This window comes from Geothermobacter hydrogeniphilus (genome assembly GCF_002898515.1).
Lineage (GTDB): Bacteria > Desulfobacterota > Desulfuromonadia > Desulfuromonadales > Geothermobacteraceae > Geothermobacter_A.
The window spans coordinates 46,736-63,798 of the sequence record NZ_PPFX01000006.1 but is presented as its reverse complement, the minus strand read 5'-3'; the positions used below and the strand labels follow the sequence as shown (position 1 = coordinate 63,798).

The following is a 17,063-nucleotide window of genomic DNA, read 5'->3' as shown; positions in this document are numbered from 1 at the left end:
AATTGGACAATGACAGAAAAGCTGGCCATTTTCAAAGACAAGGAAATTCGCCGCACACTACACAATGACGAGTGGTGGTTTTCGGTTGTCGATGTCTGTGGCGTTCTGACCGACAGCTCAGATGCCGGTGCCTATTGGCGCAAACTGAAACAGCGGCTCAGGGCAGAGGCAAGTGAAGTCGTGACAAAGTGTCACGGGTTGAAATTAAAGGCAGCAGACGGCAAATACAGAACAACCGATTGCGCCAACACCGAAGGCATCTTCCGCATCATCCAGTCGATCCCCTCCCCCAAGGCCGAACCCTTCAAGCGCTGGCTGGCCAGGGTCGGCTACGAGCGGGTTCAGGAAATCGAAGATCCTGAACTCGGCACCGCCCGCACCCGTGAACTCATAACGGTTGTGACGCCATGGAGGCTCTGTAGAGACGCAATCAGTCGGAGAGGAGCGGCATGAACATTGCCAACGAGAAGCAGTTGGCGGCCCGAGCCACGGAACTGGGTAACAGCGCTGCGGCTTCGGCTTTTACCGAATTGGCAGAACTGGCTCGGTCGACGTCGCCTTTGGTCCGGAGGCTTACGGCTTCGGCACTCGGCAAACTGGCTGGTATTGTACCCACTGATGAAGCAGTGAAGGTGCTGCATCCCCTGCTGAGAGACCAGCATCCGCAAGTACGGCAGTATACCGCCAAGGCTCTGGGTGCGTTCGGCGCGGCAGCCAAGGTAGCCTTGCCGGACCTGCGCGATCTTTACAGTAACCCGGTTGAGCGGGACTATGTAAAACGCAGCGTTCTGGCAGCGGGCAAGTTGATCCGTTCGGCGCTCGATATCGCAGAGCAGCAAGCTGTCCACCTCTGCCAGCGCTGTGGAGTGAAGCTTGAACCGGACGAATACGTTCGCAGCCACAAGGCCTTTCAGAGGCCGTTCTGCAACTACTGTTTCGACGAGGTGTTTCTGGAAAGACGCAATTTCGAAACCAAGGTTGAGTTGCAGAAAAACATCCGCGCCAAGGACGGCACCTGGGTTCAATCGGACGGAGAACGGTTGATCTGCGAGGCGCTGGATGCGGAGGGGATAAACTACCGCTACGACGAACGCTTTCGCATTCTCGACGGCTATGCCATCCGCCCTGACTTCTATCTTCCGGAGTTCGATGTCTACATCGAGTACTGGGGGATGGATACTGCCGACTACAAGATCGGCATGCTCAAAAAACAGCAGCTCTACCAGCAACAGGGCAAGCGTTTGATCTCGCTCTATCCGGCCGACAAACCATGTATGCGCTCGACGTTGCTGGAGAAATTGCGGCAATACCGCTGACTTGCTTTGCCTCCGCGCCGTGACGTCAGCGAGAATACTCGATGCTGCCGAAAGCAACAGACGGCGTTAACGCATCTGTTCAATAACTTGCTGTTGGAGAAAAGGTAATGTACGCCGAATCCGACTACATCATGCTCTCGGCGCTGCAGCACTACCAGTTCTGCCCCCGGCAGTGCGCCCTGATTCACCTGGAGCAGCAATGGAGCGAAAACCGCTTCACCGCCGAGGGACGGGTACTGCATGAGCGGGCCGACAGCGGGACATCCCGGCAGGAGGGAGATATCCGCATTGTCCGTACTCTGCCAATCAGTTCGAAACGCTACGGTTTGAGCGGCCAGGCCGATGTGGTCGAGTTTCATGCCGACGGCAGCGTCTATCCGGTGGAATACAAACGCGGCCGACCGAAAAAGGATCTCTGCGATGAAGTACAGCTCTGCGCCCAGGCCCTCTGCCTGGAAGAGATGCTGCAGATCGCCATCGATCGAGGGGCACTCTTCTACGGACAGAAGCGCCGTCGCCGGGAGGTCGTTTTCAGTGCCGAATTAAGAAACATGACCGAGCAGACCATCCGGGCCACCCATGATCTGCTGGCCTTGGATGAAACCCCGCCGGCCATCCATGACGGCAGGTGCGACAATTGTTCCCTGCGGCAGATCTGCCTGCCTGGCAGTTGCAATGAAACCCGCTCGGTCGCCAAATATCTTGCTCAGATGCTGAGGGATCCGACATGAGAAAGATGCTCAACACCCTCTATGTCACCACCCAGGGGGCCTACCTGAACAAGGAGGGAGAGACGGTCGCGGTCAACATCGAACGCGAAACCCGGCTGCGTCTGCCGATCCACACCCTCAGCTCGATTGTCTGCTTCGGCCAGGTCACCTGTAGCCCGTTTCTGCTCGGGCACTGCGGTGAGCATGGCGTCGCAGTCAGCTTTCTGACTAGTTACGGAAAATACCTCGCCAGTGTTCAGGGCCCCACATCAGGTAATGTCCTGTTGCGCCGAACCCAGTACCGGCAGGCCGACGAGCCCGCCGCCTCGGCCGGACTGGCCAGGATGTTTGTCCTCGGCAAGGTCAACAACTGCCGCACCGTCCTCGGGCGCGCCCTGCGCGACCACGGCGACAAGTTTGATCGGTCGGCGCTGGAACTGGCCCATGCCCAGTTCGGCAGAACCTCCCAAAAGCTGCTGAAGGTGGATAATCTCGATGAAGTACGCGGCATCGAGGGACAGGCCGCCAGCAGCTACTTCGGACATTTCAATCAATTGATCGTCAATCGAAAAACTGACTTTCATTTCAGCGGACGCAGCCGCCGTCCCCCCAGGGACCGGGTCAACTGCCTGCTCTCATTCCTCTATACTCTTCTCTATCATGACACCCGTTCCGCCCTGGAAACAGTAGGTCTCGACCCGGCTGTCGGCTACCTGCACCGTGACCGCCCCGGCAGGCTGAGCCTGGCCCTGGACCTGATGGAAGAGTTCCGTCCGGTCCTTGCCGACCGGCTGGCGCTCTCGCTTATCAATCTGGGACAGGTGAAAAAGAAGGGGTTTCAAATCAAGGAATCAGGCGCGGTGCTGATGGACGACGAAACCCGCAAGCTGGTATTGACTGAATACCAGAAACGCAAACAGGCGGAGATCGAGCATCCCTTCATCAAGGAGAAAGTCCCCATCGGCATGCTGGTCTTTGTCCAGGCGCAGTTGCTGGCACGATATCTACGCGGCGATCTCGACGCCTATCCACCTTTTCTCTGGAGGTAGACCGATGATGGTTCTGGTCAGTTACGATGTCGCGACTTCGGACCGGGCTGGGGCGAGACGATTGCGTCGGGTAGCAAAGATATGCGTGAATCACGGGCAACGTGTTCAGTTCTCGGTTTTTGAATGCCTGGTTGATCCGGCCCAATGGGTTAAATTCAGACAGCAGCTGATTCAGGAAATTGACGAAGAACGGGACAGTCTGCGTTTTTATTTCCTCGGCTCCAACTGGAGGAAGCGGGTAGAACATGTCGGCGCCAAGCCCGGCATCGATCAGGAAGGGCCGCTCATCGTGTAGCGAACCCCAAGTGAGGGCGGTTTGACCGGGAGGTTCGCAAATAATCCAAGGCCTTAATTCTCAGATCTTTTTTAAAAATTCCGGACAAGGCAGTGAACAAATCACCTACCTACTCGGAAGGTTCGCAAAAGCAAGCTTAAAAAGCACCCGATTTTAGCAAGTTAAAGCAACACTGTCGCCCCCCTCGCGGGGGCGTGGATTGAAACAAGTGATCGAGGAATGTCGGGCTGCAGCCGGTTGGTCGCCCCCCTCGCGGGGGCGTGGATTGAAACAGATTGCGACAGGCAGGCCCGCCAGAAACGCGGCCGTCGCCCCCCTCGCGGGGGCGTGGATTGAAACTCCCCCAGCTGTCGGGGTCGGTGAGGTGGTAGGCGTCGCCCCCCTCGCGGGGGCGTGGATTGAAACGACGATGAGGGTCCCGCGCTTGACGCCTCTGAAGGGGTCGCCCCCCTCGCGGGGGCGTGGATTGAAACGCCGGCCACCGTGTCGATCGCCCGATACAGGTCGCGTCGCCCCCCTCGCGGGGGCGTGGATTGAAACCCGGTGGTGGTGTCGATTTTGACGATATTGTCGGGTCGCCCCCCTCGCGGGGGCGTGGATTGAAACGTCCAAGGTGATGCCGGTGACGTTGCCGCTGCCGTGTCGCCCCCCTCGCGGGGGCGTGGATTGAAACGTCCCGCCCGACAATCGGCAGCCCCAACTGGGGCGTCGCCCCCCTCGCGGGGGCGTGGATTGAAACTTGTCCGCCGAACTGAACACGTAAAGCAGGGCCGGTCGCCCCCCTCGCGGGGGCGTGGATTGAAACGCATTCGGTTGCGACGGTGATATGGGCCTGTATCGTCGCCCCCCTCGCGGGGGCGTGGATTGAAACTGGCCCTGGTTGGTCTCGGCGCCGACGATGAGGCGTGTCGCCCCCCTCGCGGGGGCGTGGATTGAAACAGCCGCGATAACCATCCTGATATCCCTGACCGCGGTCGCCCCCCTCGCGGGGGCGTGGATTGAAACAACCGTTTCTCGCTGGCTGTCTGGGAAAACCGTACGTCGCCCCCCTCGCGGGGGCGTGGATTGAAACAGCGCGGCGGCCATCTGTCGCACGTCATACCCCGTCGCCCCCCTCGCGGGGGCGTGGATTGAAACCACGCTCGGCAAAAAGTCGTGGCGTCGCCGGTTCGTCGCCCCCCTCGCGGGGGCGTGGATTGAAACTCGATGGTCACCTGGCCCTTGTCCTCACGCTGCGTCGCCCCCCTCGCGGGGGCGTGGATTGAAACATATCTAACCTGAAAGGATTTAAAACAATGACCAGTCGCCCCCCTCGCGGGGGCGTGGATTGAAACCAAAAGATCGCCAAGGAAGCAGGCCTCACCCAGGCGTCGCCCCCCTCGCGGGGGCGTGGATTGAAACATCTTCGACAACCTGCGCGATCAGGACCTTGCAGGTCGCCCCCCTCGCGGGGGCGTGGATTGAAACATTTTAAGTGCGCGGAAGTCGTCGAAAATGCTTAGTCGCCCCCCTCGCGGGGGCGTGGATTGAAACGCTATTGCTGTAGGCGTGTCCCCTTCAACCGTCTGTCGCCCCCCTCGCGGGGGCGTGGATTGAAACTTATTGACGAAGGCCGTAGTAGCATGAGGAGATCTGTCGCCCCCCTCGCGGGGGCGTGGATTGAAACACACTCGACCGGCATTAATCGTCTCACCGCAGAGTCGCCCCCCTCGCGGGGGCGTGGATTGAAACATGGCTGTTCCGGCTGACACTCACCCGGTCAGAGCGTCGCCCCCCTCGCGGGGGCGTGGATTGAAACACTGAGCAAACCATTTGAAGAACACAACCAAAAATGTCGCCCCCCTCGCGGGGGCGTGGATTGAAACTTGGTCGTTGTAGATCATTTCTCAATGTCCTTTCGTCGCCCCCCTCGCGGGGGCGTGGATTGAAACCACGCTGTCGGCAAATCCTGCGGGCCTGCGCCCTGTCGCCCCCCTCGCGGGGGCGTGGATTGAAACGTGGCAAACAGTCCTGACCATGTCACTGAAGAACGGTCGCCCCCCTCGCGGGGGCGTGGATTGAAACTAGTGGTCACACCTGCCAGCGTGGCAAGGTCCTGCGTCGCCCCCCTCGCGGGGGCGTGGATTGAAACAGCAATAGTGTTCCTTAATAGTTCACGGATTGTGGTCGCCCCCCTCGCGGGGGCGTGGATTGAAACGTGCTGCGGGCTTCAATGACCGCCAGGTTTTCAGTCGCCCCCCTCGCGGGGGCGTGGATTGAAACGAGGCGACACAAAACTATTTTGCTACACAGATAATCGTGTCGCCCCCCTCGCGGGGGCGTGGATTGAAACACGCGATCACCTCCCCGTTGATCTTGCCGTGGTTGGTCGCCCCCCTCGCGGGGGCGTGGATTGAAACCCTAAATCGGCCGGCAGTGGTCGTCTCCAGGGAGGTCGTCGCCCCCCTCGCGGGGGCGTGGATTGAAACCTTGCTTGGCCATACTTTGACGTTGGAGCAGGGGCTGTCGCCCCCCTCGCGGGGGCGTGGATTGAAACAAGCCGACAACCTGATCATCACCCCCAGCGCGCCGGACGATCACCAGAATCGCCCCGACATCAACAGCCACCGTTGAAAGCTTGATTTCTCCCTCAAAACAGCGCACATTCTGCGGATGAATTCTCCCGCGACCACTGCAGCAGACAACCGCTCCCGGCAGGGCGTCATCCTCGGTCTCGCCGCCTACACCGTCTGGGGCTCCTTCCCGATCTTCTTCAAGGCTCTGACCGGCGCCGCGCCGCTGGAGATCGTCTGTCACCGGATCTTCTGGTCGGCGGTTTTCCTCAGCCTGCTGGTTCTCCTCCGCAGTCGGCTCGGCGCCATCCGCCGGGTCTTTGCCGACCGGACGCTGCTGCTGACACTGTGTGGTTCGACGCTGCTGATCGCCTGCAACTGGCTGGTCTTCATCTACGCGGTGCAGGTCGGCGAGGTGCTGCAATCAAGCCTGGGCTATTTCATCACCCCGCTGCTGAGCGTGCTGCTCGGCTTCCTCTTTCTCGGTGAACGGCTCAGCCGCTGGCAGCAGCTGAGCGTGCTGCTCGCCCTGGCCGGGGTCGTCTCCCTGACCGTCCAGTACGGCCGACTGCCCTGGATCGCCCTGGTGCTGGCGGCGTCCTTCGGTCTTTACGGGCTGCTGCGCAAAATCGCCGAGGTTGACGCATTGATCGGCCTGACGGTCGAGACCCTGCTGCTGGCGCCCTTCGCCCTTGGCTTCATACTCTACCTGCTGGCTCAGCACCAGGCCGGGTTCCTGGGCGGCTCGCCGCGTCTCGACCTGCTGCTGCCCCTCTCCGGGGTGGTGACCGCCATCCCCCTGCTCTGTTTCATCGGCGCCGCCCGCCGGCTGCGGCTGGCCACCATCGGTTTTCTGCAGTACATCACTCCCAGCCTGCATTTCCTGCTCGCCGTCGCTCTCTACCGGGAACCCTTCAACCTGGCGGAGTTGGGAAGTTTTCTCTTCATCTGGGCCGGACTGGGGGTCTATTCGGGGGAAGCGCTGTGGAAGAGCCGGAGCAGAGGGGCGGCAGACTGAAGCGTTGAAGCTGACTGCAAACCGACGATAAAACCGACACCTGACAAACAACGGCTTGCCGCAAGTGCCTCCATGGTTTAATCTATACGTTAAACTTAAGTTGATCATTGCAGCCGAACAGGAGCTTGCCATGCCGATCACCAGCAGGGACATTGTCCCCCTCAAGGAAACTCGCGCCCGCCTGACCGAACTGGCCGAAGAGGCCTGCCAGGGCCGGGAAAAGATCATCACCCGCAATGGCAAAGCCTATGTCGCCCTGATCGATGCCCGCCGCCTCGACTATTACCACCGCCTCGAACGGGAAAACATCCACCTGACACTGCTCGAAGAGGCCGGTCGCGGTTGGGACGATGTCGAAGCGGGCAACCTCTGTTCGGTGGCAGAACTGAAAGCCCGCTACGGCCGCTCAAAATGAGCCGCAGACATATCCAGGTCACCCGCAATTTCCGTCGCAACCTGGATGAGATCGAAACCTTTTTGGCCGAGGCCGACGCTGCCTGGGCCTTCGAAGCCCTGCTGGACGATCTGTTTACCGATATCATCCCCCGGCTGGAGGTTCTTCCTGAACTCGGCAAAGACTTCCTGCAACGCCGCACATCCTCCCATGAGGCCACAACCCTCGTCGCAACCCTGCAACAGCGCCCCGGCGACAACGCCAGCGTACGGGAGTTGATCCGCGGCGACTATCTCATCCTCTACGCCCGACAAGGGAACAACCTGTATCTGCTGGCGATCAAACATCATCGCCAGCTTTCCTTCGACTTTCCGGAACGATGGGAAGATTGAGACACCCCTGCCTCCTGGGACATCCAACCTTAACCTTGTCCCCTCTCTGGCCGAAAAGATCCTGCATGCTACACTGTCTGCACAATCATCTCGCACGGAGGCATGAACCATGAAAATCGCGATTTCCACCGGCGGCGGCGACTGCCCGGGACTGAATGCTGTCATCCGCGGCGTGGTGCGCTCCGCCATCTTCCGCTACGGCTGGGAAGTGATCGGCATCCGTGACGGCCTCGACGGCCTGGTCCACGGCTGGGAGCCGATTCCCCTGGGTCTCGGCCAGGTCAAGGGCATCCTGTCGCGCGGCGGCACCATCATCGGCACCACCAACAAGGGCAACCCGTTCCGTTATGAAGTCGAGGAAAACGGGACCCGGGTGGTCCACGACCTCTCGGCCCGGGTCTTGAACAATTTCCGCGAAACCGGGGCCGAGGCGCTGATCATGGTCGGTGGCGACGGCACCCTCGGCATCGGTCGCCAACTGATGGATCTCGGCATCCCCTGTGTCTTTGTCCCCAAGACCATCGACTGTGACGTTGCCGCCACCGATTCGACTTTCGGCTATCACACAGCGGTCGGCATCGTCACCGAAGCCCTCGACCGCCTGCACACCACCGCCGAAAGCCACCGCCGGGCGATGGTGGTCGAGGTGATGGGCCGCTATGCCGGCTGGATCGCGCTGGAGTCGGGCATCGCCGGTTCGGCCGATGTCATCCTGCTGCCGGAAATCCCCTACGATCTCGATGCCGTCTTCAACAAGCTGGAGGGACGCAAAAAACTGGGCCGTAATTTTTCGGTGGTGGTGGTCGCCGAAGGGGCGCTGCCGAAAGAAGGCAGCCGCACCGTCGCCGTGGCGGCCGAAACCGATGGCCGCGCCGAACGGCTCGGCGGGGTCGGACAGGTGGTGGCGCAGCAGATCGAAGAGGGCCTGGGAATAGAAACCCGCACCGTGGTCCTCGGCCACGTGCAGCGCGGCGGCACCCCGTCCCACACCGACCGCATCCTCGGCTCGCGCTTCGGCGTCGAGGCGGTGGAACTGATCCGCCGCGGCGAATTCGGCCGCATGGTGTCACTCAAGGGGCAGCAGATCGTCTCGGTGCCGGTCGCCGAAGCGATCGACAACCTGCGCCTGGTCGACCCGGACGGGCAGCTGGTGGCGACCGCCGAGGCGCTGGGCATCTGCTGCGGGCGCTAGGAGACTGCGGCTCGGACCAGTCCGGCAGCCGCGGGCGCCCTTTCTACTTCACATCCCGCACGCACCGGACGTGATGGCGCGCCCGTTTGTATTTTTCGAGGCGTATCTTGCATTCACCCGGGTCATGCACTCCCGGCTTGTTCCTCAGCAGCCCCGGCTCCACGTACCAGAGATCATTGTAGGATGAATCGTCAACCAGAAAGGAAAGATAGGCGGCAATCTCGCAGGGAAGCCGCTGCAGCATGTCCTCCTTGATCGGCAGATGCCAGTCGTCGTAGCCTCCCAGTTTGAGATTCTTGCAGTATTTGTTAGCGGCGGAAAAGGTTACCTCGGGGTCCCGGTAGAAACACTGATCCGAGGAAATCATGTAGCGATCCTCGACCATGATTTTGTGCCCCTTGAATTTGACCACGCGATATTGGCGGCTGAAATATTTCTCAAACATTTCCGGCGAGTTTCTGCGGACACAAATGATTGCGGCAGACTGCTCATCATAAGATTGCATATCATTGTTACTGACCGCATACAATTGGTTCGCCTGGTAACGAGTGTCCCGACCAGAAAACTCCTGACGACCCCACAGCCACACCTTGAAATGCGCGGGCCAGGGGAGGGACGAATATTTGTTCCCCTTGCCAGCGACGGTGCTGAACTCCTGCATATCCGGCACCCGCCAGTCACTGTGCCCCGCCAGATCGAGATTTTCGCAATAGTTCCGGGCCTCCTGCTTCGTTCCCCACGCTTGGCCCTGGAGGTAAGGGTTGGCCAGGTAGCCCTTGCTAAGCGGGAAAGACCACATCAGCCCGTTATTTGGAGTACCGTAAGCCGGTTCCTGAGCAAACTCCTGAGCCTGTCGTCGCAGAGCCATATCCTTTTCCCGCTCTTCCCGCGCCGCTTTTTCCCGCGCCGCACGTTCCGCTTCCCGCTTTTCCTTCTCGGCATTGTAGGCCTCCTCGGCCTTCACCAGGTAAGCGATCGCCTGTCGATAATACCTGGCGTTTTTGCCGTTGCTCTCCACGTAATTGGTCAGGGTCTCGTAGGCCTCGTACTTCTTTCCTGACTCGAACAGGGCCTTGCCTTCAAAGTAGTCAAGGGAGGCGGGCGTCGCGATTCCCAGGCCACGGATCTCGTGTATGGTTTCCAGGGCCCGGGCATATTGCTGTTCCTTGAGTTGCTGGGTCAGTTTGGTCTTCAGCATGTCAAAACGGATCTCGGGAGAGAGCGCAAACAGGCTCCCGCTGCAGCAGATGACAATAAAGAGCGTGGCGATGACAATCCGTTGTCCTTGCAAAACATCCTCCTCAATCGATGTGAAGCGTGTAGGCCCGCCAGGACCTTTTCCGCGAAAGGTAGTGGTGCTCGGTGGCAACCAGCCGGTTGTCGAGATAAACGTAGAGCGTCACGTTGCCGCCATGCCCGCCGTAATGTTTCACCACCGCCTTGTAGGTGCCGGGATGTCGGCTCAGCTTGACGGAGATATTTTCCGGTCCGTAGCGGGTAGTGTTATCGACATCGAGACGCATGTTGCGGGTCGTCTTGTTGTTGTAGCTGCAATGATCGCCGCCCGGACCGTAGACGTGCAGGTCCATATCGGAACCGGTGCTGTCCCAGACCAGGGTGAAGCGAGCCTTGACCGGCGGCGTGGTGCTGTTCACCACGAAGCTCCGGTGCTCCTCCTTGGCGGCGCTGGTGTAGTCGATGTCGATGCGGTTGGCGCCGTTGAACAGCACCACCTTGTTGCTGAAGGATCCGTCTTGCTGCAGGTAAACAGGCTGCTCAAGACCATTGATCCGGAATACGACGGCAGACGTGTCGATCGACGAGACATTTTCGACCCGACCGCTGACGGTGATGACATTGGCGCGGGTGGTGCGGGGAATATCATGGACGGTTAATTTGATCTTCTCGGTCTCATCGAGCATATCTTCGAAGGATTCCGGTCCGGACGCGGTACCGTCACGCAACAGATCTTCGCCCGCGTCGACCCCGGTCTCGGTTTCCGCGAGGGCGGCATCGAGATCAGCGGCCTGCTGGCGGGCGCGCTGTTTTTTCTGCTCGTCACCCGGCGCTTTTCCGGTCTTGTCTGAATCTGGGGATCGCTTGCGTTGCTTGGCGACGAGCTCTTTTTCCACCCCCTGCAGATATTTGAAAATAAGGTTGTTAATACCATCGGTATCGAGCGTGATTTTGCTGATTTCGGCATCAAAGCAGTTCATCGAGGCGTGTTTGTAGAAGGCGACATAGTCCTTGAACAGTTGGATCGCCCGTGGCTTGCTGTCAACACCGATAAACAGCTTATTCCAGTCAGGACTGATGGGGGCGTTGAAACTCGCGTACTTGTTGAACAGGTCAACATCCTTCACCAGTTCGGCGGAGGTGTGCCCGAAATAGGGGTTCAGACCATAACCGGCATCGAGGAGCATGGCCTCGCCGGAGTCGGTGGCTCTCTGGTTCGGGATATGGGTGTAATAGCGGACCTTCATGTAGAATTCGGTCAGGTGCGCCTTCTTCAGCAGATCACTCTTTCGCTGCTGCATCCAGGCCCACAGTTCAGGGTTGTCTGTCGTGATGCCGGTCGGCTTGAACGCCACCCAGGCCTTGACCACCGGCTCTCCCGCCAGGACCGAAATCCGCCAGACAAAGACGTAGTCGAGGTCGATCCGGTACCCGATTGGCACCGTTCGCGATTTGCGCGTTTTTGCCGGGCGCAGGTTTTCGTCCAGCAGGCGGGTATAGTAATCGTAGGATTTGCTGACGGTCGTCGAGCCGACATGATAGCCATTGATCACCGGCCCGGACTCGGCCGCCCAGGCCGGTGCGCCGCCCGACAGCAGCAGGGACAGGACCAGGAACAGATATCTTAATTTCATGGCGCGGATCTCCAGCTTGCGGTGGTCACCATTTCGTTTCAACCCGGCGTTGAACCAAACCCGGCCCGAGTGCGCAAGGGCATAGTCATCCAATAATATAGATAATAGGGTTTTTGGCCAACAGGGAATTTTCCGGGGGATTCAGCCGCATGGTGTCACTCAAGGGGCAGCAGATCGTCGCCGTGCCGGGCGCCGAGGCGATCGACAACCTGCGCCGGGTCGACCCGGACGGGATGAAATTTGCGGGCAAACTCTTTGGATCCGGATAAGCCAGGTAGCAGTCGAGCAATTCTTCGTTGGCCGGCAGCCGCTGTAGCCGGCCAGAGACAGGCCACGGCAGTAGTTGTCCGCGTAGTGTCAGTTGCCGGACTTCAGGTTTGATCTGTCACCGCTGCATTTTCTGTACTGCTCCTGAAATTGATACTGTAGCCTGAATCGGTGAGTTCCTGTCGGATGGAGAGTGTAAGTGCTTGGTCTGAATGGGATTTCCCAAAATTTAAAGCGCACCCATAGGTTCGCTGGTAATTTTGGGGAAGCCCAGGCAGGTCAATGACTTGCGCTATCCGCCGGCAAGGGGCTCACTGATTCAGGTGTAGATCATCCGAAGTGTATGGCTCGCTTTGCCACATCAGGCCGGTTTGTGAATCAACCCAGACCAGCTGCTGCCGGTCAGCTGCACGTCTGGCAATAGCACGTCGACGCTTCTCGAAGTCCGATCCGCCAGCTCCGGTTCTGCTCGGCGTAGCGTTCAAATTGCTGCTAATTGTCCCTGCTTTTTGTTTCCAGCCGGTTGATTTCTTCCACCCGATCATCCGGCTCTGGAGTTACCGATTTCGGCCGCTCCACTTCACCCAGCAGGTCATCCATCTGGGCGGCAAAGGGCTTCTCGCTGAAGCGGGCGGCTTCCTCCTCTTCCCGTTTTTTGGCCTCCTGCTCCTGTTTTGCTTTTTCCCGCGCCGCACGTTCCGCTTCCCGCTTTTCCTTCTCGGCGTTGTAGGTCTCCTCGGCCTTCACCAGGTAGGCGATCGCCTGTCGATAATACCTGGCGTTTTTGCCGTTGCTCTCCACGTAACTGGCCAGGGTCTCGTAAGCCTCGTACTTCTTCCCTGACTCGAACAGGGCCTTGCCTTCAAAGTAGTCGAGGGAGGCGGGCGTCGCGATTCCCAGGCCGCGGATCTCGTGTATGGTTTCCAGGGCCCGGGCATATTGCTGTTCCTTGAGTTGCTGGGTCAGTTTGGTCTTCAGCATGTCAAAACGAATCTCGGGAGAGAGCGCAAACAGGCTGCCACTGCAGCAGATGACGATAAAGAGCGTGGCGATGATAATCCGTTGTCCTTGCAAAGCATCCTCCTCAATCGATGTGGAGCGTGTAGGCCCGCCAGGACCTTTTCCGCGAGAGGTAGTGGTGCTCGGTGGCAACCAGCCGGTTGTCGAGATAAACGTAGAGCGTCACGTTGCCGCCATGCCCGCCGCAATGTTTCACCACCGCCTTGTAGGTGCCGGGATGTCGGCTCAGCTTGACGGAGATATTTTTTTTCATCGTATGGAATCTTGACTCCATACACAAGTGCCAGGGAAAAAATCCGGGTCGGCTTGTAGGCCACCCAGCCGACGACAACCGGCTCCTGCATCAGCACCGAAACCCGCCAATTGAAGAGGTAGTCCATGTCAATGGTGTATTCGATCTTGATGACATGGGGCTCCGGTTTTGCCAGCGGACGCAGTTGCTCATCCAGCAGGGTCGTATGGTAGCTGTAGGTCTTGGTGATGCTGGTCTTTCCCTGGGCGAGACCAGTGATCTGCTGGGGTTTATCGTCGGCGATAACCTTCCCGGGCCATAGGGCAAGACAGCACAACAGGATAACAACAGTCCATTTCATGGTTTTTTCTCCAATTCCCGCCGCAGCGCCTCGGCCTTGGCAAGGTACTTCGAACCCGAATCCGCGTATTCGAACAGGTAGCGCTCCAGGCTCTGCCGAGCCTCGGCATCACGACCGGCCTTGTGCAGCAATGTCGCCTTGATGAAACCAAGACCGTCGCTCTGGTAGAGGCCCTGCTGCTCAAGCTGATCGATCAGCTTGACCGCCTCTGCGTAGTTCTTGTCGCGGACCATTGTCCGCAGGCGGATCATGGTCTCCTTGTGCTGCCGCTCCCGCTCCTGCCTGAGCTTGGTGGTGCGGACGATCTCCCGCTGATCGCGCTGTGCGACCAGGGTCTTGAACAGCTCGGGACGCCGGTCGATCTCTTCCTTGAGTTTTTTCAGCAGGATCGGAGCGATACCCTCGATACCGGCATCCCCCCGCTGACGAAAAGAAAAGCTGAACAGGTCTTCCCCGTCGGCATAGAGATGGACCTCGTTGCTGACCGCCGACAGGGGGAGAAAGCCCTTTTTCTGCCTGACATAGAGCATCAGGGTCGGTCGCTCCCAGACCTGAAAACGCAGCGGATAGCTGTCGATCTTCTCTGCCAGGGTGGACAGGGCGGCATTGACAACATACTCCTGGCGGCCGCGTACCCTCCCCTTGGCACCGGCGGGGATGAAATAGAGAGTGGTGCGCAACGGCCCCGAGTAGGGTGTCTCGCGCGCCAGGATCTGCTTCCGGTTGCGACTCTGCTCAGCCTTGAACTGCTGCAGGACCTGCCGGCGCTGTTCAAGCTCCTGCCGGCGCTGTTCAAGCTCCTGCCGCCGCCGCTGTTCTTCGACCAGACGCAGCCGTTCTGCCGCAATCTGCTCGACCTTCGCCCTGATCTGATCTGCCAGGTGCTGATGACCAAAGGCCCGAGCGACTTCAGCGGCAGTTTTTCCCCGGCTATCTACCTCGTTGAAATAGCTAGCCCGGGTCGGTGCGGCAGCATCGATGCCGGGTAAGGAGCAGAGCTTGAGGGCGATCTTTTCATTATCGAGGGCGGCGGCGTAAAAGAGGGTTGACGGATCGGCTTCGCTGATAAAGTCAACCATGGCCTCGGCCACAGCAATATGGGGCGGATAGTCCATCGCCTTGCTGAAGATCTCATTGGTCTGCTCCGTGCTCAGGCGGGTCACCCCCTGCGCGATCATGAAGACCCTGGCCACCTTGGGATACCCCAGGCTCATGGCCATCACCACCGGGTCGCCATCATATATTTCTTCCCACTGCAGACCATTGTCGAGCAGTACCTGAACCATCTCGGCAGAGCCTGTCTTCACGGCTTCGACAAGCGGAGAAGGACCAGATAAATCAGAAAGCTGCTCCAGCCCCCAGGACTCAAGCAGCAAGCGGGCCGCCCGAAAACTGCCGTTATGCACCGCCAGGGTGATCGGATAATCAAAAATGAATTCCCCCGCCAGCTGCCTATAGTCGGGATACTTTCCCAGCAACCGCTTCAGCAGGGCGACATGATCGTATTTCACCGCCAGCAGCAACAGGGCCACATCTTTGTTTTGCTGTGGGCGGATCACAATCCTGGTGGTCTCGACATCCCCCCGGGCTAGGGCGATGATTCGTCCCGTATAGCTGGATATATCGGATTGCGGTGAGGCGGCAATCTCATCCAGCAACGCCCAAAGCTGTGGCCTGATCTTGGACCGATCAGCGGTTGATGGCTCTTTTTCAGGGGGAATGGATGGGAGATTTTTGTCGATCTCCGCCGCCAGCGCCTGGCGCGTTTGCTGCGTTTGTTGTTGGGCCTCAACCGCCCAGGGCGCCGAGAACAGCAGGCAGGCAAGCAGAAAACCACAGACGCGTTTTGGATGGCATATTGCAGAAAACATAGCACCTCGATGGCAAGGGGCCGGCTCAGGCGGCAAGGGCATAATCATCAAATAATATAGATAATCGGGTTTTTGGCCAACAGGGAATTTCCGGAGAATTCAGGTGGGTGTTTTCAGGGATGCTGGTGCCACAGGCTGCCGGCGCCGAAGCGTTCCGCCAGATCTTTTGACTGTTCGCGTTTCGCCAGGCGCTCGCGGGCCCGTTCCGGGGCGCCGGCAAAGAGGAACTTTTCCAGCTCGGTTTCCGGGATCACCTCGGGCACCATCTGCTTCTCGCCATTGATGTCGAGGGCGACGAAGGTCAGGAAGGAGGTGGCGCAGACGGTCCGTTCACCGCTCAGCATGTCCTCGGCGACCACCTTGACGAACACCTCGACCGAGGTGCGGTGGGCCCAGCTGGCGAAGGCTTCGAGACAGACCGTCTGGCCGTTGCGGATCGGGTTGAGGAAATCGACCGAATCGGTGGAGGCGGTCACCACCGAGGTGCGGGCGTGGCGGGTGGCGGCGATAGCGGCGATATCGTCGATATGGAACATCACCCGACCGCCGAACATGGTGCCGTAGTTGTTGGTGTCCGGCGGCAGCACCAGCGAGGTCCTGATGGTCCGCGACTCGCGACAGAACTTGGCGGCTTTTCTGCTCATCATCTCGTCTCCTTTTGCGTCCCGGCATCAGCCGTTTCCAGGACCTTCGTCAGTATGGCGTCAAGCTCTTCCGCGACCGTCGCCGCGTCATCATAGGGCAGCAGGGCACTGCCGACCGGCACGACGGCGGAGGCCTCCCCCGGCTGCAGCAGGATGACCGGCTTACCGCACCCGCAGGCCAGCCCCAGGGCCAGCATGGCCTCGGGAGAACAGCCGGCGAGGTCGAGGATCACCAGCCGGCAGGCATGGAGCCGCCGGCAGAGTTCGGCAAAGCCATCGCTGTCCGCCAGAAATCCTTCGGCCCTGAAACAGCGGAATCCCCGCGCCGCCAGCGCCGGTTGAATGCCCCGGCGGAAAAGCGGGTCCCCGGCCGTCCCGGCGGGAACGACGACCAGGGCCAGGTCGTCTTCGGCCGGCGGCTCGATGGGACGGCCCTCCCGGTCGCGCGGGAAAAACCGTTCCAGCGGCCGCGGCACAACAGCTGCTTTCTCCAGCTCTTCAAGTTTCTCCTCCAGGCGCACAAGCTGCTGCCGGATGGTCCGGACCAGCCTGTCGACCGCCTCCGGCCGGATCGACTTGCCGCTGGGGGAAAAATCCACGTCCTTCAGCTTGAACAGCGGGACGGAAAGGAGTCGCTGCGCTTTCAGCGTCTCGGCGACCTGATTGTAGTCCTTGTTCCAGCTCGCAAACGGCCGCAGGTAGACGTACTGGTTCTGTTTGCGGTACAGGCGGATTTTGCCGAGGATATAATTAAGCTGTTCAATAACCCCGGAGAGTTGTTGAAGATCTGTCATGCGGCTCCTCCATCTGTCTCCTTCCGGCCGAACGGGCCGGGCTGCCGGAGTGCATATACAGCATATCGGGATTCCAGGCAAGGCGC

At 59.6% G+C, this 17,063-nt stretch carries 15 protein-coding genes, 1 pseudogene and 1 CRISPR repeat array; of the genes and pseudogenes, 9 read left to right on the top strand and 7 right to left on the bottom strand.

Going from position 1 to position 17,063, the window contains the following annotated elements:
* Nucleotides 1-9: 9 nt before the first annotated feature.
* The 9 genes and pseudogenes from C2E25_RS04250 to C2E25_RS04210 form a co-directional block, all read left to right on the top strand.
* Nucleotides 10-387: pseudogene (locus C2E25_RS04250) on the top strand (Bro-N domain-containing protein); the annotation flags it as partial.
* Between the two features lie 62 nt (nucleotides 388-449).
* On the top strand, nucleotides 450-1,316 hold the full coding sequence (locus tag C2E25_RS04245; protein WP_103114549.1) for a HEAT repeat domain-containing protein: 867 nt from the start codon (nucleotides 450-452) through the stop codon (nucleotides 1,314-1,316).
* A gap of 107 nt (nucleotides 1,317-1,423) precedes the next feature.
* Entirely contained in the window at nucleotides 1,424-2,047 is a 624-nt protein-coding gene (gene cas4, locus C2E25_RS04240) for a CRISPR-associated protein Cas4 (RefSeq protein ID WP_103114548.1), read from the top strand.
* Nucleotides 2,044-3,075 (top strand): type I-C CRISPR-associated endonuclease Cas1c, encoded by a 1,032-nt coding sequence (gene cas1c, locus C2E25_RS04235; protein ID WP_103114547.1) that lies wholly within the window; start codon nucleotides 2,044-2,046, stop codon nucleotides 3,073-3,075. Before cas4 ends, cas1c begins: the two co-directional genes overlap by 4 nt.
* Nucleotides 3,076-3,079: 4 nt before the next feature.
* Nucleotides 3,080-3,370 carry a CRISPR-associated endonuclease Cas2 gene (gene cas2 / locus C2E25_RS04230; protein WP_103114546.1) on the top strand — a complete coding sequence of 97 codons (291 nt, stop codon included), beginning with the start codon at nucleotides 3,080-3,082 and terminating at the stop codon, nucleotides 3,368-3,370.
* Between the two features lie 174 nt (nucleotides 3,371-3,544).
* Nucleotides 3,545-5,906: direct repeats of the CRISPR family, unit length 32 nt; unit sequence GTCGCCCCCCTCGCGGGGGCGTGGATTGAAAC.
* 116 nt (nucleotides 5,907-6,022) lie between these two features.
* On the top strand, nucleotides 6,023-6,940 hold the full coding sequence (gene rarD / locus C2E25_RS04225; RefSeq protein WP_103114545.1) for an EamA family transporter RarD: 918 nt from the start codon (nucleotides 6,023-6,025) through the stop codon (nucleotides 6,938-6,940).
* A 130-nt stretch (nucleotides 6,941-7,070) separates the two neighbouring features.
* Nucleotides 7,071-7,355 (top strand): type II toxin-antitoxin system Phd/YefM family antitoxin, encoded by a 285-nt coding sequence (locus C2E25_RS04220; protein WP_085010744.1) that lies wholly within the window; start codon nucleotides 7,071-7,073, stop codon nucleotides 7,353-7,355.
* The gene (locus C2E25_RS04215) at nucleotides 7,352-7,726 is read left to right on the top strand and encodes a type II toxin-antitoxin system RelE/ParE family toxin (RefSeq protein WP_103114544.1); all 375 of its coding nucleotides are present in this window, start codon (nucleotides 7,352-7,354) and stop codon (nucleotides 7,724-7,726) included. Before C2E25_RS04220 ends, C2E25_RS04215 begins: the two co-directional genes overlap by 4 nt.
* Before the next feature lie 109 nt (nucleotides 7,727-7,835).
* Entirely contained in the window at nucleotides 7,836-8,918 is a 1,083-nt protein-coding gene (locus tag C2E25_RS04210) for a 6-phosphofructokinase (protein ID WP_103114543.1), read from the top strand.
* Nucleotides 8,919-8,961: 43 nt separating this feature from the next.
* Here the strand turns inward: C2E25_RS04210 and C2E25_RS04205 are convergent, their stop codons facing one another.
* The 7 genes from C2E25_RS04205 to C2E25_RS04170 form a co-directional block, all read right to left on the bottom strand.
* Nucleotides 8,962-10,209: a DUF1566 domain-containing protein gene (locus C2E25_RS04205; protein WP_103114542.1), complete on the bottom strand. Its 1,248-nt coding sequence runs from the start codon at nucleotides 10,207-10,209 to the stop codon at nucleotides 8,962-8,964.
* Nucleotides 10,210-10,219: 10 nt separating this feature from the next.
* On the bottom strand, nucleotides 10,220-11,788 hold the full coding sequence (locus C2E25_RS04200) for a hypothetical protein (RefSeq protein ID WP_103114541.1): 1,569 nt from the start codon (nucleotides 11,786-11,788) through the stop codon (nucleotides 10,220-10,222).
* A gap of 759 nt (nucleotides 11,789-12,547) precedes the next feature.
* Nucleotides 12,548-13,129: a hypothetical protein gene (locus C2E25_RS04195; RefSeq protein ID WP_103114540.1), complete on the bottom strand. Its 582-nt coding sequence runs from the start codon at nucleotides 13,127-13,129 to the stop codon at nucleotides 12,548-12,550.
* A gap of 10 nt (nucleotides 13,130-13,139) precedes the next feature.
* Nucleotides 13,140-13,328 carry a hypothetical protein gene (locus tag C2E25_RS04190; RefSeq protein WP_103114539.1) on the bottom strand — a complete coding sequence of 63 codons (189 nt, stop codon included), beginning with the start codon at nucleotides 13,326-13,328 and terminating at the stop codon, nucleotides 13,140-13,142.
* Between the two features lie 336 nt (nucleotides 13,329-13,664).
* Nucleotides 13,665-15,539: an ankyrin repeat domain-containing protein gene (locus C2E25_RS04180; protein ID WP_103114537.1), complete on the bottom strand. Its 1,875-nt coding sequence runs from the start codon at nucleotides 15,537-15,539 to the stop codon at nucleotides 13,665-13,667.
* Nucleotides 15,540-15,652: 113 nt separating this feature from the next.
* A complete protein-coding gene (locus tag C2E25_RS04175) occupies nucleotides 15,653-16,183 on the bottom strand; it encodes an acyl-CoA thioesterase (protein ID WP_103114536.1) in 531 nt (176 codons plus the stop codon).
* Nucleotides 16,183-16,977: a hypothetical protein gene (locus tag C2E25_RS04170; RefSeq protein ID WP_103114535.1), complete on the bottom strand. Its 795-nt coding sequence runs from the start codon at nucleotides 16,975-16,977 to the stop codon at nucleotides 16,183-16,185. Before C2E25_RS04170 ends, C2E25_RS04175 begins: the two co-directional genes overlap by 1 nt.
* Nucleotides 16,978-17,063: the final 86 nt, after the last annotated feature.

Coding starts and splice junctions, on each gene's coding strand:
- C2E25_RS04245 (WP_103114549.1), top strand. CDS start 450: ATGAACATTGCCAACGAGAAGCAGTTGGCGGCCCGAGCCACGGAACTG.
- C2E25_RS04175 (WP_103114536.1), bottom strand. CDS start 16,183: ATGAGCAGAAAAGCCGCCAAGTTCTGTCGCGAGTCGCGGACCATCAGG.
- C2E25_RS04200 (WP_103114541.1), bottom strand. CDS start 11,788: ATGAAATTAAGATATCTGTTCCTGGTCCTGTCCCTGCTGCTGTCGGGC.
- C2E25_RS04215 (WP_103114544.1), top strand. CDS start 7,352: ATGAGCCGCAGACATATCCAGGTCACCCGCAATTTCCGTCGCAACCTG.
- C2E25_RS04220 (WP_085010744.1), top strand. CDS start 7,071: ATGCCGATCACCAGCAGGGACATTGTCCCCCTCAAGGAAACTCGCGCC.
- rarD (WP_103114545.1), top strand. CDS start 6,023: ATGAATTCTCCCGCGACCACTGCAGCAGACAACCGCTCCCGGCAGGGC.
- C2E25_RS04180 (WP_103114537.1), bottom strand. CDS start 15,539: ATGTTTTCTGCAATATGCCATCCAAAACGCGTCTGTGGTTTTCTGCTT.
- cas2 (WP_103114546.1), top strand. CDS start 3,080: ATGATGGTTCTGGTCAGTTACGATGTCGCGACTTCGGACCGGGCTGGG.
- C2E25_RS04210 (WP_103114543.1), top strand. CDS start 7,836: ATGAAAATCGCGATTTCCACCGGCGGCGGCGACTGCCCGGGACTGAAT.
- cas4 (WP_103114548.1), top strand. CDS start 1,424: ATGTACGCCGAATCCGACTACATCATGCTCTCGGCGCTGCAGCACTAC.
- cas1c (WP_103114547.1), top strand. CDS start 2,044: ATGAGAAAGATGCTCAACACCCTCTATGTCACCACCCAGGGGGCCTAC.
- C2E25_RS04170 (WP_103114535.1), bottom strand. CDS start 16,977: ATGACAGATCTTCAACAACTCTCCGGGGTTATTGAACAGCTTAATTAT.
- C2E25_RS04190 (WP_103114539.1), bottom strand. CDS start 13,328: ATGAAAAAAAATATCTCCGTCAAGCTGAGCCGACATCCCGGCACCTAC.